General features: G+C 58.2%; 12 protein-coding genes. 4 read left to right on the top strand and 8 right to left on the bottom strand.

The features are described from left to right. Positions 1–13 precede the first annotated feature (13 nt). Positions 14–223 (top strand): hypothetical protein, encoded by a 210-nt coding sequence (locus U5A52_RS24655; protein WP_321936571.1) that lies wholly within the window; start codon positions 14–16, stop codon positions 221–223. 422 nt (positions 224–645) lie between these two features. On the opposite strand, the gene U5A52_RS24650 is transcribed toward U5A52_RS24655, so the two are convergent. Beyond that, positions 646–3,456, bottom strand: coding sequence for an ATP-dependent Clp protease ATP-binding subunit (locus U5A52_RS24650; protein ID WP_321936570.1), 2,811 nt, complete (start codon positions 3,454–3,456; stop codon positions 646–648). Positions 3,457–4,216: 760 nt separating this feature from the next. On the opposite strand from U5A52_RS24650, the gene U5A52_RS24640 reads away from it, so the two are divergent. Further along, complete coding sequence (locus U5A52_RS24640) at positions 4,217–4,693, top strand: hypothetical protein (protein ID WP_321910189.1); 477 nt, start codon at positions 4,217–4,219, stop codon at positions 4,691–4,693. Positions 4,694–4,712: 19 nt separating this feature from the next. After that, entirely contained in the window at positions 4,713–5,048 is a 336-nt protein-coding gene (locus tag U5A52_RS24635; RefSeq protein WP_321910187.1) for a DUF6566 family protein, read from the top strand. A 67-nt stretch (positions 5,049–5,115) separates the two neighbouring features. Here U5A52_RS24635 and U5A52_RS24630 read toward each other — a convergent pair whose 3' ends face one another. From U5A52_RS24630 to U5A52_RS24600, 7 genes are all read right to left on the bottom strand, one after another. Then, positions 5,116–6,015: a LysR family transcriptional regulator gene (locus tag U5A52_RS24630; RefSeq protein ID WP_321910415.1), complete on the bottom strand. Its 900-nt coding sequence runs from the start codon at positions 6,013–6,015 to the stop codon at positions 5,116–5,118. 314 nt (positions 6,016–6,329) lie between these two features. After that, positions 6,330–6,785, bottom strand: coding sequence for a DUF1269 domain-containing protein (locus U5A52_RS24625; protein ID WP_321910185.1), 456 nt, complete (start codon positions 6,783–6,785; stop codon positions 6,330–6,332). Between the two features lie 189 nt (positions 6,786–6,974). Then, on the bottom strand, positions 6,975–7,886 hold the full coding sequence (locus U5A52_RS24620) for a bestrophin family protein (protein ID WP_321910182.1): 912 nt from the start codon (positions 7,884–7,886) through the stop codon (positions 6,975–6,977). 133 nt (positions 7,887–8,019) lie between these two features. Continuing rightward, positions 8,020–9,027: a cytochrome d ubiquinol oxidase subunit II gene (gene cydB, locus U5A52_RS24615; protein WP_321910180.1), complete on the bottom strand. Its 1,008-nt coding sequence runs from the start codon at positions 9,025–9,027 to the stop codon at positions 8,020–8,022. Positions 9,028–9,031: 4 nt separating this feature from the next. Beyond that, entirely contained in the window at positions 9,032–10,420 is a 1,389-nt protein-coding gene (locus tag U5A52_RS24610) for a cytochrome ubiquinol oxidase subunit I (RefSeq protein WP_321910179.1), read from the bottom strand. Between the two features lie 98 nt (positions 10,421–10,518). Further along, a complete protein-coding gene (locus U5A52_RS24605; protein ID WP_321910178.1) occupies positions 10,519–12,795 on the bottom strand; it encodes an FdhF/YdeP family oxidoreductase in 2,277 nt (758 codons plus the stop codon). Between the two features lie 312 nt (positions 12,796–13,107). Then, on the bottom strand, positions 13,108–14,022 hold the full coding sequence (locus U5A52_RS24600; RefSeq protein WP_321936569.1) for a molybdopterin-dependent oxidoreductase: 915 nt from the start codon (positions 14,020–14,022) through the stop codon (positions 13,108–13,110). A gap of 88 nt (positions 14,023–14,110) precedes the next feature. On the opposite strand from U5A52_RS24600, the gene U5A52_RS24595 reads away from it, so the two are divergent. Continuing rightward, a complete protein-coding gene (locus U5A52_RS24595) occupies positions 14,111–15,535 on the top strand; it encodes a PLP-dependent aminotransferase family protein (protein ID WP_321910174.1) in 1,425 nt (474 codons plus the stop codon). The last annotated feature ends 155 nt before the right edge of the window (positions 15,536–15,690 follow it).

Here is a 15,690-nt window from a genome sequence, read left to right as displayed (position 1 = left end):
GAAAGGAGGCGTCATGGAACCGCAACAGCAGGAATTCGACTTTTACATCAACCTCGCTAAACCGACGCTTGGGCTATACGTGCGCAAAGGCATGGGGTTGCCTGACCTTGCCAACCCGAAAGAGTGGCAGTTTTCTGGGCACATCTGGCAAAGCGAACTCGATGCCGCGACGCTCAAGAATCTTGAGGCGAACGGACATGCGTTCCAGGAACTCGGGTCGTGAACAGAAGGGGCCTGCCCGACCTGAGCGAGACGCAACGGTTGTCCCTGTCATGAATGCGAATCCCGATCTGAGTCATCTACTGTCAATGCGCCAAGCAGATCGGGCACGCACTGTTTCATGATTTCGGTGACTGTGCGCACGCGCGTCGGAATGGGCCGCTGCGCTCGAATCAGTAGGTGCAGTTCCCGGTATGGAATGTTGTGTTGTGGTAGCAGTGGCACGAGTTGAGACACCGTGTATGTCTCGCGCGAGGCGGAGAAATTTTTCACAACGGTGAATCGGGCGAAGCTGAAAGGCATGATTGAGTTATCGATGCGTAGCAAGAGCGCGGGCGTGTCTTTTTGGAATTGATATCAACGATTGCGGCGCCGAGGGCTAAAAATGTCGGTTTAACCACAGGGCGCCGCCTCAATCCGAACTAGTTAGCTGGCGTTCGGACCAGACTCCTTTTCACTGCGCTTTTTGCGTCCCTTGCCGGTTACGGTTCCGCCGGATGGCGCGGTCGAAGCAGCGCCGTCCGTTTTGGCGCTCGCGCCATTGCCCTTCTGCGGTTCAGGCGTGGCGGAAGACTGCACCTTGTTGAATTTCACTTCCTCTTTTTCTTCGTCATAGTCGATTTCCACGCTGTCGCCGGATTTCAACGTGTCTCCGAGTATTTCCTTTGCGAGCCGGGTCTCGACTTCTTGGCGGATTTGCCGTTTCAGCTCGCGAGCGCCGAACTCCGGTTGATAGCCGACTTCGACCAGATGGTCGACCAGCGACCCGCCCACCTTAAGCGTGATGTCCTGTGCGGCCGCAGTCCGAACGACACGATCGAGCTGAATTTGTACGATCGCGCGAATATTCTCCTTTGAAAGCGAGTGGAATACGATAATGTCGTCGATGCGGTTGAGAAACTCTGGCCGGAAGTGGCCCTTGAGCACTTTCATCAGCTCGTCACGCACCTCCTTTTCGCTCTTGCGTTTCGCCTCAGGCTGTTCGAGGTTCTCCATGATGATCGAGGCGCCCAGATTGCTCGTGGCGATGATGATCGTGTTGCTGAAATCGACCACACGGCCCTTTCCGTCGGTGAGACGCCCGTCGTCGAATACCTGCAGAAGCACGTTGTAGACGTCCGGGTGCGCCTTCTCGATCTCATCGAGAAGGATAACGCTGTACGGACGCCGCCGCACGCGCTCGGTGAGCTGTCCGCCTTCGTCATAACCCACGTATCCCGGTGGCGCGCCGATCAGCCGCGCGACGGCGTGGCGCTCCATGTACTCGCTCATGTCGATCCGGATAATTGCCTGTTCGTCTCCAAAGACGCTTTCCGCAAGGGCTTTCGCGAGTTCGGTCTTGCCAACACCCGTCGGTCCGAGGAACAGGAAATTCGCAATGGGCCGGTGCTCCTGGCCCAGGCCCGCGCGCGACAAACGCACGGCATCGCTCACAGCGACAACCGCGTCGTTCTGGCCGACCACGCGCTCTCTCAGCGTCTCCTCCATCTTCAGCAGCTTTTGGCGCTCTTCCTGCGTGAGTTCGGCAACAGGAATGCCGGTCAGGCGCGAGACGACCTCGGCGACGGAAGCCACGGTCACTTCCAGCGTTTCCGTGCCGGTCTTGCGCTGCCATGCCTCCATCTGCTCATCGAGCTGTTTCTGTTTCTCGTTGATGCGTTCTTCAAAGGCCTTTGCTTCGTCGAAACGCTTGCGCGACGACGCATAATCCTGCTCGCGCTTGAGCTGCGCAACTTCTGCCCCCAGCTCCTGGATGTCGGCCGGCCGCGACGTGGCGCCGATGCGCACGCGTGCGGCAGCCTGGTCGATCAGATCGATGGCCTTATCGGGGAGAAAACGCGAGGTGATATAGCGGTCGGCGAATTCTGCCGCTGCAACGAACGCGTCATCGGAGAACGTCACCTGATGGTGTGCTTCAAGTTTGTCGCGCAGGCCGCGCAGGATAACGATGGTTTGCTCGACGCTTGGCTCCGGCACGAGAACGGGCTGGAAACGACGCTCCAGCGCCGCATCTTTTTCGATGTACTTCTGATATTCGTTCAGTGTCGTCGCGCCGATGAGGCTCAATTCGCCGCGCGCGAGTGCGGGTTTCAGCACATTCGCTATGTCGAGGCCGCCTTCGCCGCCGCCTTGGCCAGCGCCTACGATCGTATGCAACTCGTCGATGAACAAAATGAGTTCATCTTGCTTGGCTGTCACCTCGTCGATCAATTGCTTCGCGCGCTCCTCGAATTCACCGCGGTATTTCGCGCCGGCGACCATCGAGTTGATATTGACTTCCACGAGGCGTTTGCCGCGCAGGACCTCAGGTACGTCACCGTTGACCACGCGCTGCGCGAGTCCTTCGACAATCGCGGTCTTGCCCACGCCCGGTTCGCCGATGAGCACAGGGTTGTTCTTCTTGCGGCGCGCCAGCACCTCAATCGTGCTTTCGATTTCCTGAGCGCGGCCGAGCACCGGGTCGAGTTTGCCCTGGCGCGCGAGCGCAGTGAGGTCCCGGCCGAACTTGTCGAGGTTCGGCGTACCGGTAGGCGTTTCGACGCGTCCATCTTCGGCACCCTTGCCGACCACCTTGACTACTTTCTGGCGCAGCGCCTCGGGTGTTACGCCATACTTCTTGAGCAGCGTGCCAGCCAGGCTTTCCGGTACGGCGGCGAGGCCGATCAGCAGATGCTCAGGGCCCACGTACGAATGGCCGAGGTCGCGAGACGCCTGGAAAGCAAACTGAAAGGCCTTTTTCAAACGCGGCGATACCGTCATTCTCTCGAGCGATTCATCGTCGCTGGCCGTGCCGTGTTTGGCGTGTTCGTCGATATAGCGCTTGATATCCTGCGGCGAGAGTTTCAGCTCTTTGAGTAGCGCCGCGCACACGTCGGTATCGGCGAGCACATAAAGCAGATGCTCGGTATCGAGTTCGGTGCGGTGTAATTCGTGAGCTTTTTCGGCGGCGCGTTGCAGTAACTCCATGGTTTGCTCGCTGAACGCGTCCGTAGCGTCGACGGACTCCCGAGGCACGCTTGCACTCATTCCGGTTTCATCGCCGAATTCACCGAGCAAACCTGAAAGGTCGCCTCCACCGCCGAGCAGCGAATCGAACGGATTGAGCATGCTTTGATGGCGCATCAACTGTCGATAGTGATAGTCGCAGATCGACAGAGACTTGCGCTCGCCGTTCTCGGTCACGACGACTCGCGCGACAGCGGGGCGAGCGTGGCAGATATCGCAGAGTGTAGGCATGATCGAAGCACCTTTAACCGTTTGAAGTTGTCCTGAAGAAGTCAGCGTGTGCCGGCCGTGCCACTGAATAGGCAAGCGGAGCCGACGCTTCGCTTGTCAGCATCCAGAAAGTGACTGCTTCGCGCAGGTACAGCCTGATCGTCGTGTCCGTTCGATCAAGTTAGCCGGAACGGTCCTCGCTGAGATGGAGTTCATAGTCGCCCGCAAGCAGCGCCGATATCAGACGAGAGCGCGAGGGAAGCCAAAAAGGGACAATTTGACGATTGAATATTATTGTTGAATTCGGCGGATGTGAACCTCTGCCCATCCGATACTTTATATCGGGGAGATTCAGGTCGATCTTATTGTGCGTGCGATATCAGGTATCGGATTGACAAGAAGAAACCGATCTTTCGTGTCGCAGTTTGGATGTACGATTTCCCAAACGCGGAGACAGATACGTCGTATTGGGTAAAGCGGCTGCAACGAAGAACCGAACGTTTCGACGGCACACCGCGAGGCGTGGCGTTTGCCGATCCATGGCGTGCGTATACAGCGAGCTATATACTCTCAATGCATGGTCTCGATTTTGATTTCGTCAGCGTGCCGGGCGACGCATTTCCACGCCGCGCTGTGACGCACGATTTTGCAGTGGTGCGAAGGGCCTTCCGTACGATTTCCGAGCTTGGCACACAGATCACGCACGGGAATCACGGCCGATAAATACGGTGGGGCACGTTGCCGGGTCCGACGTTGATCCAATCGCTCTTTCGGGGGTTCAATGATGAAAGTGGATAACGAAGCGAGTGCGCGTGTTGAAGAACGTAAAAAGACCGGCCCGCATCTGACCAAGCACGAGCATGTGGGGCTGAACGGCAGGATTGCCGTCGCTATCACTAATGTTGTCGGAACGATGTGGTGCGCCTACGTTTTTGCAGCGATTGCGCTTGTGAGCTTGCCGTCGGCTATCCAGGGTGGCGTTTCGACTCTGGTCGCGTGGGTCGCACAGACATTTTTGCAGCTCGTACTGTTATCGGTAATCATGGTCGGCCAGAAGGTGGCGGCTGCGGCATCGGATAAGCAGGCCTTGCAGACCTACAAGGACGCCGAGGCACTTCTGAAGCTGCAGGACGAGATGCGTAAGCTCATTGAAGTCAACAATACGCTAACCGAAGCCATTCATCGCGCGGTACTGGAAATGCGAACCTCGACGACGGGACAGCCGTCCGCGTTGGGGGATACACGGCCATCAACGTGAATGTCAATGGAGGCAGCGCATGGCTCCGACCGAAAGTATGACGTGCTACGGCTTTCAGATAACGGCACAATCCCGCGAGAACGAGCGGGGCGGCTGGATCGCGCACGTGAAGATTCGTCACGCTGGCCGTTTGTTTGCTACGTGTAGCCCGGACACCGTGCAACCGGAATGGTTGACGCAGGCAGAGGCCAATCGTGACGGCATGGAGCGCGCCTGCAAATTCATCGGTCGCATAAAAAATGACCTTCAGGATCGGTCGTGGGTAGCCGTTCGCGAGCATGCTGAACGCTGGTTCTTCAGGCTTGAATGCACCCAGGAAGCGGAGCAGATCGTTCGCGATCTGAATGCACTTTGATGTAACTAACGACTGTTCAAGCTAGCCAACAGAATGCTCGCGTCATGGATCGGCGTTTCGATTTTCACTATTGGGCCAGTGCCTCGGAGAGGTAGCTCCTGAGTGTGTCGACGATTCTGCGAACCCGCACCGCAATTGGACGCTGGGGCTGAATAAGCAGGTTCAGTGCCAGTGCAGGCACTTCATACTGCGGGAGCACCCGCACCAGCTCGCCTGTCTCGAGGGCGCCCTTGATGGGCGGTGCCTCTAGCACACCGAGCCCGAGTCCTGACAAAACCATTTCATACATCGGGCGCCAATGCGTGGTCTTGATCATTGTCTGAATCGGAGCACTGTCGATGGGCGCACCATCTCGCGAGAGGGGTAGCAGGTCCGCGTCGAAAGAGCCCTTCACGCGAATCAGGTTGTGTCCTGTGAGATCCGCCAGATCGTCGATCGCGTCGTGCCGCTTCAGATAGTCCGGCGAAGCGACTAGTACGCGCTCGATCTCACCAATCGGCCAGGCGATGTACGCACCGTCGCCAGGTTGTCCGAGACGAAACGAGATGTCGACGCCCTCGGTGACAAGGTCGGTGATCTTGTCGTTGAGCACGAGTTCGATGTCGATGCGCGGATAGCTTTCACGGATTCGCTTCACGCCTTCGGGCAGAAGCGTTTCACCGAAGCAGTGTGGCGCTGCAATACGAATCGCCCCCTTCACTGCCTGCTCGTCATTCGACACTTCGGCCACGGCTTGCTCCACGGCGCCTAGCACTGCTTTGCTGCGTTCATGGAAGATGATCCCCTCAGGCGTGCACTTGAAAGCACGTGCGTTGCGTTGCAGCAGGCGACATCCGAGGTACTTCTCGAGCCGCTCGATGCGCTCACTCACGGCCGGCTGGCCGATGTCCAGATCCCTTGCTGCGCCCGAGATGCTCCCTCTTTCGACCACTCTCACGTAAATCCGCATGGCCTCCAGCAGGTTCACCGTGCGTTCCTTGCCGTGGCCGGTGGTATTCGCGGTGCGTCCTTCAGTAAATGGCGTTGACATACGATTCCTCTCATTGCTTTAACTCCGATTCTTGCGTCGCGTCTTGCAGAGGCGACGTGGCGATGGGGTAAGAGTAAGAGGAGTCATTCATGCGCGGAGCGCACAAATCGCGCTCGCTGAGTAGAGTACAGTTTTGATGCGGCGCGTACAGCGTGAGCACATAGATAACAGTTGACGTTCCGGCGAGAGTCGAACTGTTATGGAAGCCTGTGGTGCGATTCGTTCCTGGAGGCAAACCAAAGAGAGGGGCGTCATTCCGGATACGCTTTCCGGTGAACACTGCCGCCATAGCCGCTTACGACATTGTCCACAACAAAGGGGGAAGGTTCGTCCGCTTCGAGTATGACCGCAGCGGAGCCGGGCGTCAGCTTCGCTGAAATCTCGTTCACCAGTTCGCTGTCAAGCAACTCACGCAGCGCATGCGCGGTCAATCCTGCGCTTGCACCGACGACAAAGCCAAGAATCGAGCCGGCCGGGCCGCCCAGCAAGCCGATGAGCGCGCCTGTCGCCGCGCCGATCGTCGTTCCCCAGAAGGACCGTGATTGCCGCTCGAGAACGGACAACTTTCCATCGGTACTCTTTTCCACCACGACGCCGCTGTGGATCATGAACCCTTGTCCTTTTTCTGCGTAGTCCTTGAAGTCCTGACACGCTTTTTCGGCGATAGCGGAATCATTGAAAACAGCGACAATTAAGTTGTTGGCCATGGCACATTAACTCGGGTTCGGTTTCTATTCAGAGTAGGCGGTAGTCGTACGAAAATCTAGTGAGATGAATTTCCAATACATCGTATCGGATTGGCAGTGATTTTATTCGCGCTACCCGTAAGTGAGCGGTGGAGAGAAAATTAACGCTACGATTTCCTCTGCGAAATCTGGCTTCTCGCTACTGCTTACTCAAGTAAGCTGATAAGGTCGAATGGGTGCAACCGGATCGGGAACAGGGCATCCACACAGCTCGAGAACGGAGCGTTCAATATTGCGCGACATGGCGTCGAGTGCGAGCGCGTTGGGCGCCACGCTGAACGGATCGGCGACTTCACTCGCAATGGCTTCGAGCGCAATCAGCGTATACGCAATGAAAACGCACAGTAGCGGCGTAAAAAACTCCGTGGAATCCACCAGCCCAAAAGGCAGCAAAACGCAATAGGCGTAGACGGTACGATGCAGCAGCACGTTATAGGCGAATGGAATTGGCGTCGAGGCGATACGCTCGCAGCCACCCAATGCTTTGCCCAATTCGTCGAGTTGTGCATCGAGCATCCATAACTTCGTATCGGGCGTATGAACGCGATGCTGAGGGATCGAGAGTTCGCGCCGTATTTCGTTGAGAATGGCCACCGGTCTATAGATCTGGCTGCACACCGTCTCAGCCTGCTCGCGGCCAAGAAGACGCTGAAGGTCCGTCGTGGGATCGGTGCCCCGCAATTCATGCTTGATCGCGTAAACGAATGCGACTATCTGCTGCGCGATGCGCAAGGTGTCAGCGCGTTCCGGAATGTAGCAAAGCATTTGCGAAGTCAGCGTGCGCGAAGCGATCAGCAAGTTGCCCCAAAGATGCCGCGCTTCGTTGAAGCGCTCGTAGCTGGCGTTATTTCGAAACGCGAGGAAGATAGCCAGTGCGACGCCGAACAGTGTGAAGGGCGCAGTGTTGAGCGGAATCTTTTCTCCAAACACTCGCCCGTGCGTGAAGACCGCAAGCGTACTCACGACTGCCATGAAGCACAGTTGGGGAATGATTGATGACAGAACCGATCCGTTCCAGACGAACAGCAGCCGGAACCAGTTTTCCCGTGGCCGGACAATCATGATGGCCTTTCATTTTCTGGAGTATTGACGTACGGTTGCCTGCTCATAGGGCGCGCGCAATTACTTAGAACTCTTTCGCTGGCGCATGGGGAAGTCCTTCCGGTCTTGCCTGAGTCAGCGATTTCCATGCCCTTCAGTGATAGCCGTGGTCTCCTTCGCGAACCTTGCCCCGGAACACGCGATATTGCATGGCGTTGTAGACAATAATGATTGGTAGCACGATGACCGTGCCCACGAGGGCGAACAGCTGGCTCGAATGGCTGGACGACGCGTCCCAGATTGTGAGCGAGGGGGGCACGATGTACGGCCAGATGCTGATGATCAGTCCGGTGTAGCCGAGAAAGCAGATCGCGAGCGAAAGGAGGAAAGGCATCGCTTCGTGGCTCCGGTTCAGCGAGCGGTAGATGCCCAACGTGCACAGCACCACGAGAATCGGCACCGGCAGGAACCAGCCGAGATTGCCGCTGAAGAACCAGCGCTGTCGCACGGCGGGCAGTCCGAGCACGGTCCAGAGGCTGACGATGGCAATCGCCAGGAGCAGCACGGCAAGGAGCGGACGCATCACCTGGCGCATCTTGCGCTGCAGCTCGCCGTCGGTCTTCAGGATCAGCCAGCCGCAACCAAGCGTCGCATACGTGAGCAATACGCCGAAACCGCAGAACACGCTAAACGGCGAGAACCAGTCGAACGGATCGCCCGCGAACTTGTCATCGACTATCTTGATGCCCTGCAAGAGCGATCCAAGCGTGACGCCCTGGCACATTGCGGCGAGCGCGGAACCACCGATAAACGCGAGATCCCACGCATGTTGCGTACGCGTGGCTTTCGCGCGCAACTCGAAGGCCGCGCCGCGAAAAATCAGGCCGACCACCATGAGAATGAGCGGCATGTAGTTGGCGGGCAGCAACGTCGAGTAGACCACGGGAAAGGCCCCATAAAGACCGGCGCCGCCCAGCACGAGGAAGGTTTCGTTTCCATCCCACACCGGCGCAACGGTATTGAGCATCACCTCGCGTTCAACCTTGCCTTCGAAGAACGGAAACAGCAGGCCGATGCCCAGATCGAAGCCGTCGAGCATCACGTAGATAAAAACGCCGAGACCGATGATGGCGGCCCAGATCACAGGAAGATCGATTTGCATGGCCTCAGTCCCCCACTACAGCGTCGAGTGCACGATTGTGCAATCCCGGATACTTGAGCGATTCGACACTTTCGACCCCGGTAGCGGGTCCCTTTTTCATCATCTTGAGCATGTAATAGACGCCGGTTCCGAAGACGAGGAAATAGACGATCACGAAGATCAGCAGCGAAACGCCGGCTTGCTGCGCGCCGATGGGCGACACCGAATCGATTGTGCGCACGATGCCGTATACGGTCCATGGCTGCCTGCCCACTTCGGTCGTGATCCAGCCGGCCAGTAGCGCGAGGATTCCGGACGGTCCCATGCAGAATACGAACCATTGAAACCAACGCGCTTCATAAAGTCGCCCGCCGCGACGCAAAAAGAGTCCCACTACGGCGGTCAGCAGCATGAGCATGCCGAGCCCGGCCATGATGCGGAACGTCCAGAAAATGATTGGCGAGAACGGACGATCTTCGGGTGGAAACTCCTTGAGGCCGCGAATTTCGCCGTTCCAGCTATGTGTGAGAATCAGGCTGCCAAGATGCGGCACTCTGATCGCGAAACGTGTCACTTCCGCATTCATGTCCGGAAAGCCGACCAGATTGAGCGCGGTGCCGCCGTGCTCCGTTTCCCAGAGTCCTTCAATCGCGGCGATCTTCGCTGGTTGATACTCGCGTGTATTGAGACCGTGCGCGTCGCCGACCACAATCTGAATGGGTGCGAGAAACAGCAATATCCACAGCGCCATAGAGAAACTGCGCTTTACCGGCACGTCGCGCCGCCCCTGCAGCAAATGCCATGCGCCGCAAGCCGCCACGATGAAGGCAGCCACGATAAACGCGGCGATGGTCATATGCGCGAGCCGAAACGGGAACGAAGGATTGAAAATCACTTTCCACCAGTCCACCGGCACGATGCGGCCATTCAGGATCGCGTAGCCTTGGGGCGTTTGCATGAAGCTGTTCGACGAGAGAATCCAGAATGTCGAAATGAGCGTGCCGATCGCGACCATGAGCGTGGCGAAGAAATGCGCCTTCGGGCTCACACGACTCCAGCCGAACAGCATCACACCGAGAAAACCGGCCTCCAGGAAGAACGCAGTCAAGACTTCATAGGTCAGCAGCGGACCCGTGATATTGCCCGCAATCGTCGAGAATCCGCTCCAGTTCGTGCCGAACTCGTAAGCCATCACGACGCCGGAGACCACACCCATGCCGAATCCCACCGCGAAGATTTTCGACCAGAAGCGGTACATGTCTTTATAGGCCGCATCGCCCGTTAGCAATAGACGCCATTCGAGCACGGCGAGAAAGCTCGCCATGCCTATGCTGATCGCCGGGAACACAATATGAAACGAAACGGTAAATGCGAACTGCAGCCTGGCGAGATGAAATGCGTCGAAGATGTCCATGATTCTTTTGCGCTCCTGGTGACGATTGCATCTGCATGCCAGAGACATTCCGGCCGGGAAGGCGGGGCGCCCGCCCGGACTACCGGAACTGAACAAGACTAGGTTCCCGCCGCGCGCACCACACGCACGGGCACAGACTTATAGGAGGGTGTTCCACTCTCCTTGTCGATATAGTCAAGCGGAACAAGCACGTTGGCCTCCGGGTAATAAGCCGCTACGGAACCGCGCGCGATGCTATACACGATGGCGGTGATGTTCTTCAGCCGTAGTGTGCGGCCCGACGTGACCGTTTCGATATCGACAAGATCGCCGTGCTCGATGCCGTACGCGGCCATGTCGTCGCCGTTCATGAAGAGCACGTCGCGCCGGCCAAACACGCCGCGATAGCGGTCATCCATCGCGTAAATTGTCGTGTTGTACTGATCATGGCTGCGAATCGTGATCAGGCGCAGCACGTTCTGGGCCCCCAACACGTCGGCATCTTCCTTCACGCCTCCATAAACGGAGAATTCGGCCTTGCCCGATGGCGTGTGCCACTGGCGTTCGGTTGGTGGAAGCGGCAAGCGGAATCCGCCCGGAACGCGAATGCGTCGGTTGAAGTCCTCGAAGCCGGGCACGGTCTGCTCGATCAGATCGCGGATCTTGTCGTAGTCGGCGATAAGCTCCATCCACGCCACTTTCGTATTGGGCATCGTGGCGCGCGCCATGCCTGCAACGATAGCGGGTTCGGAGCGAAGCTGGTCGGAAGCGGGGGTGAGCTTGCCGGCCGAAGCGTGCACCATGGACATCGAATCTTCCACCGTGATGGATTGGCGTCCGCTGCTCTGCATATCGAGTTCCGTACGACCGAGGCACGGAAACACATACGTCTCTTTCGAAACGAGCAGGTGCGTACGATTGAGCTTTGTGCCGATGTGGACGCCCAGGTCGAGCGCGGCCATCGCGGGGAACGACTGCTCGGAGTCGGGCAGCGCAACCGCGAAATTGCCTCCCAGGCACAGGAGCGCCTTGGCCTTGCCATCGATCATCGCTTGCATGGCTTGCACCGCGTCGTGACCGTGTCCGTCGGGCGGTGTGAATCCGCAGGCATTTTCGATGAGCTTGAGGAACGCTTTCGACGGCTTCTCGGTGATCCCAACGGTGCGGTTGCCTTGCACGTTCGAATGCCCGCGCAGCGGACAAATGCCGGCGCCGGGCTTGCCGAAATTGCCGCGCAGCAACAGCAGATCCGCAATCAGGCGCACGTTGGCCGTGCCTTTATTGTGCTGGGTGACGCCCATGCCGTACGTGACGATCGTCGCGTTCGATTTCGCATAGGCGATCGCCACATGCTCGAGGTCGGGGCGCGTGAGGCCGCTGGCCTTCTCGATGTCTTCCCATGAGGTTGCTTCGAGATCCGCGGCGAAAGCGTCGAAGCCTTCGGTATGCTGCGCAATGAACGCCTTGTCGAGTACGCCGCCTTGCTCCGCCTCCATTTGCAGCAAGACCTTCATGACGCCCTTGAGCGCGGCCGCGTCACCGCCGGCGTCCAGCTGGAAGTAGGTGGACGCGATGCGGGTCGAACCGAACGTCGCCATTTCAATCATGCTTTGCGGATCGGCAAAACGCTCGAGTGCTCGCTCGCGCAATGGATTGAAGACGATGATGGGCACGTTGCGTCGCGAAGCTTCGTGCAAGGTGCCCATCATGCGCGGATGGTTCGTGCCCGGGTTGTGGCCGATGGAAATGATCAGCTCGGTCGAATCGAAATCTTCGAGCGAGACCGTTCCTTTTCCGATTCCGATCGATTGCGGCAGGCCAACGCTGGTCGGCTCGTGACACATGTTCGAGCAATCGGGGAAATTGTTCGTTCCGTACTCGCGCGCGAAAAGCTGATACAAAAACGCAGCCTCGTTGGACGCGCGCCCGGATGTATAGAACTCAACCTGATCCGGTGAGAGCGAGCGCAGGATTTCGCCGATGCGCGCGAAGGCGTCTTCCCAATCGACGGCGCGAAACGTGTCGCTTGCGCGGTCATAGACGAGCGGATGGGTGAGCCGTCCCATGTCTTCGAGCTCATAGTCCGTTTTCTGCAGCAGCGAGGTGACGGTGTTCGCAGCGAAGAATTCCGGTGTCACCCGTTTCGTCGTGGCTTCCCAGGTCACAGCCTTCGCACCGTTCTCGCAGAACTGGAAGGTGGAACGGTGCTCCTTGTCGGGCCATGCGCAGCCGGGGCAGTCGAAGCCATCGGGTTGATTGGTCCGCATCAGCGTGATGGGCGCCTCGATGCTTTCCATTTGATCGTGAATCGCCTGCGCGGTTGCTTTGAGTGCGCCCCATCCACCAGCCGGGCCAGTGTAGGGATGAACGCCGGGCACATCACGTAGTTTCGTCATGGGAAACTCCATTGGGTTTTCTACGCATGCAGCGCAAGGCCGGAGCAACGCCGCACCAGGACCGCACGGGTCTGAGGATTGTTGTCTGGCGTGTCACGGTTGATTTTAGGCAATCCCGAATTCGGAACAAGAATTAAATCTTCAAGTTCGAATTTTTATTTTCCCGTTATGTATATTTGAATATCTCGATCTTCGATCTTCAGCACGCACATTCGCGTGAGGGCTGTTGAAGCGAAGAGCGAATTGGCGTGCAAATTCTCTACTTCATTCTAGGGACGCAGCGTGTTGCCGTGAACTGTCGGCGAGCCGATATTAGCTATCGGATATGCAACCCTTAATGTTTGAATAAGCCGGGCAGCATGAACGTAAGGTAGGGGCTATTCGGGGCAGCGGCGAGCAGATGAAACACACCTTGCTGCTGCTCGTGTTTTTCCTGCCGGTGTTGCCGCGCATCATCAGCAGGTTGTGAAGCAGGTGTACGGTCTGCACCGCATGCGTGTGCTGCGTGATGTCCATGCACCAGCTCGCAACAACGCGTTTGCCGTGTGCGTAGATACGCGCGAAGCCTTCGATGTCCTCGCGCGCCATGCCCGACTCCACTTCGAGAAGCGGCCAGTTTTCCTCGCGGAGCTCCTCTGCGAAGTCGCTGAAGCCGAGCGTATGCTGCTTGATGAAGTCGATATCGATCATGCGCTCGGTGCCGTTCGCGAGCGCTTCGTCGTCGAGTTCAATGAGCCGTTTGGCGACTGCTTTGACGAGTGCGAAGTCGCCGCCGGGTTTTGTCCGGATCAACATCGACGCGATTCGGGTGCTGCCGAACGCCATTGTTTTGACACTATGCTGCGGGCTTGCGAAGTGTTCGAGGTCGCGCTCATGCAGCGCATTCACCGAAACGATGACCGCGCCGCGTCGCGACGCCTCGCGCAACGCGCCGAGCATGCGCGGATGATTGGCTGCGGGATTGTGCCCAAAGATGATGAGGGTGTCGGCGACCTCGAAGTCGACCGGCGCGAACACATCGTCCCAGGCAATCTGCGCGTAGCGGCTAGTGAGCGCGTCCCAGCCGGCGGAGGGGGCGTGATACGCCTCGATATTTCCCTTTGGCATCGCCTTGTCCATTACGCTTCGCTCCATGGGTATCACGCGTTTCCCCAGGGCGTGCCCATAAGGGGTGTGCTGCATCTCGTCATGCTCAAGGGTAAGAGCTATGGACCTCCCCCATGACATACAGAATCCACATGCAATTTAGAGTACAGTTTCGCGCACCGCAGTACACTGCATCAACTGTGCTGTGAGCGGCTACCGGGGAGAGACAGTGAAGCTCTATGAAAAGCTCGCGGACGACATCGAGACACTGATTCGCAAGGGCGTCTACCGGCCGGGGGACCGCGTGCCGTCGGTGCGCCAGGCCAGCCAGCAGCACCGCATCAGCATTACTACCGTCATTCGCGCGTATTTGCTGCTGGAAAGCCGCGGTGTGCTGGAGAGCCGCCCGCAGTCCGGTTATTTCGTGAGCGTGCGAGCGGGCGCTGGCAGCGTGCGCTCGGATGAATTGCGCACGAGCCGGCCGATTGCCGTGTCGGCAACGGTGGACGTGAGCCGCCTCGTGCTGTCTACCTTGCGCTCCATTGGTACCGACGACGCCGTGCCGCTCGGTTCGCCGTATCCCGACCCCCAGCTGTTTCCTTACGAAAAGCTCAACCGCTACGCGGCGGCCGCGGGACGCAGGAAGTCGCTGTGGGGCGTGACCAACGCGCTGCCGCCGGGCACCCCGGAGCTGGTCCGCCAGATCGCCCGGCGTTACCTCGAGAATGGCATGGCCGTAGACCCCAACGAGATCATCGTGACGGTGGGCGCGACGGAGGCGATCAATCTGTGTTTGCAGGCAGTCGCCAAACCGGGGGACGTGATCGCCGTGGAGTCGCCCACGTTCTACGCCATGCTGCACGCTATCGAGCGCTCTGGCATGAAGGCGATCGAAGTCGCGACGCACCCCGAGTACGGCATCGAAGTCGAAGCGCTTGCGAAAATCATCGAATCAGGGCCGATTGCCGCTTGCATGGTGATGCCGAATTTTCAGAATCCACTCGGGTTCCAGATGCCCGATGAGCGCAAGCGCGAACTTGTCGACCTGCTCGAGAAGGCTGAGATTCCGGTAATTGAAAACGGCGTTTATAACGAACTGTATTTCGGCGACTCGCATCCCACCACACTCAAATCGTATGACAAGAAGGGCATGGTGCTGCACTGTGGCTCATTCTCGAAGAGTCTGACCGCGGCGTATCGTATCGGCTGGGCGTTGCCGGGACGTTATCGCGACGAGGTCGAAAAGCTGAAATTCCTGAATACGCTGACGACTTCGGTCATTCCACAACTGGCGATTGCCGAATACCTGGAGCGCGATGGCTACGAGCATCATCTGAGACGCATCCGCAAAAATTACGCACAGCAGTGCAATTTGATGAAGTCGACGGTCACGCGCTTCTTTCCGGCAGGCACGCGCACGTCGACTCCGATGGGTGGGTATGTGCTGTGGATCGAGTTGCCGGCGAAGGTGGATTCGATGACGCTCTACCAGCTTGCACTGGCGCGCGGCATCACGATTGGACCCGGTTATATGTTTTCCGTGTCGGACAGCTATCGCAACTTCATCCGGCTCAATTACAGCACGCCGTGGTCGCCGGAAATCGAACAGGCGGTCATCACGGTCGGCAGACTCGCGGCGTCGTGCGCGCGGTAGGCGAAAGGGGGCTAGCCGGATGTTCGTGTGCCGCTACTTCCTCATCATGGCCATAACGAGAAAGTGAAACGGCAGCGTGAGTAGAACGGTCGCACCGAAGCCGACGCACCAAAGAATGGCAATCCACTTGAGGTCGTGCAGAAATCGATGTCGTC

Origin of the sequence: Paraburkholderia sp. J8-2 (genome assembly GCF_905220195.1) — a bacterium.
In the GTDB taxonomy this organism is placed as follows: domain Bacteria; phylum Pseudomonadota; class Gammaproteobacteria; order Burkholderiales; family Burkholderiaceae; genus Paraburkholderia.
This window is presented reverse-complemented; position numbering and strand designations above follow the sequence as displayed.

Bases quoted from the DNA above. Each gene is read 5' to 3' on its own strand.
- U5A52_RS24655 (WP_321936571.1), top strand. From the start codon at position 14: ATGGAACCGCAACAGCAGGAATTCGACTTTTACATCAACCTCGCTAAA.
- U5A52_RS24650 (WP_321936570.1), bottom strand. From the start codon at position 3,456: ATGCCTACACTCTGCGATATCTGCCACGCTCGCCCCGCTGTCGCGCGA.
- U5A52_RS24640 (WP_321910189.1), top strand. From the start codon at position 4,217: ATGATGAAAGTGGATAACGAAGCGAGTGCGCGTGTTGAAGAACGTAAA.
- U5A52_RS24635 (WP_321910187.1), top strand. From the start codon at position 4,713: ATGGCTCCGACCGAAAGTATGACGTGCTACGGCTTTCAGATAACGGCA.
- U5A52_RS24625 (WP_321910185.1), bottom strand. From the start codon at position 6,785: ATGGCCAACAACTTAATTGTCGCTGTTTTCAATGATTCCGCTATCGCC.
- U5A52_RS24620 (WP_321910182.1), bottom strand. From the start codon at position 7,886: ATGATTGTCCGGCCACGGGAAAACTGGTTCCGGCTGCTGTTCGTCTGG.
- cydB (WP_321910180.1), bottom strand. From the start codon at position 9,027: ATGCAAATCGATCTTCCTGTGATCTGGGCCGCCATCATCGGTCTCGGC.
- U5A52_RS24610 (WP_321910179.1), bottom strand. From the start codon at position 10,420: ATGGACATCTTCGACGCATTTCATCTCGCCAGGCTGCAGTTCGCATTT.
- U5A52_RS24605 (WP_321910178.1), bottom strand. From the start codon at position 12,795: ATGACGAAACTACGTGATGTGCCCGGCGTTCATCCCTACACTGGCCCG.
- U5A52_RS24600 (WP_321936569.1), bottom strand. From the start codon at position 14,022: ATGTCATGGGGGAGGTCCATAGCTCTTACCCTTGAGCATGACGAGATG.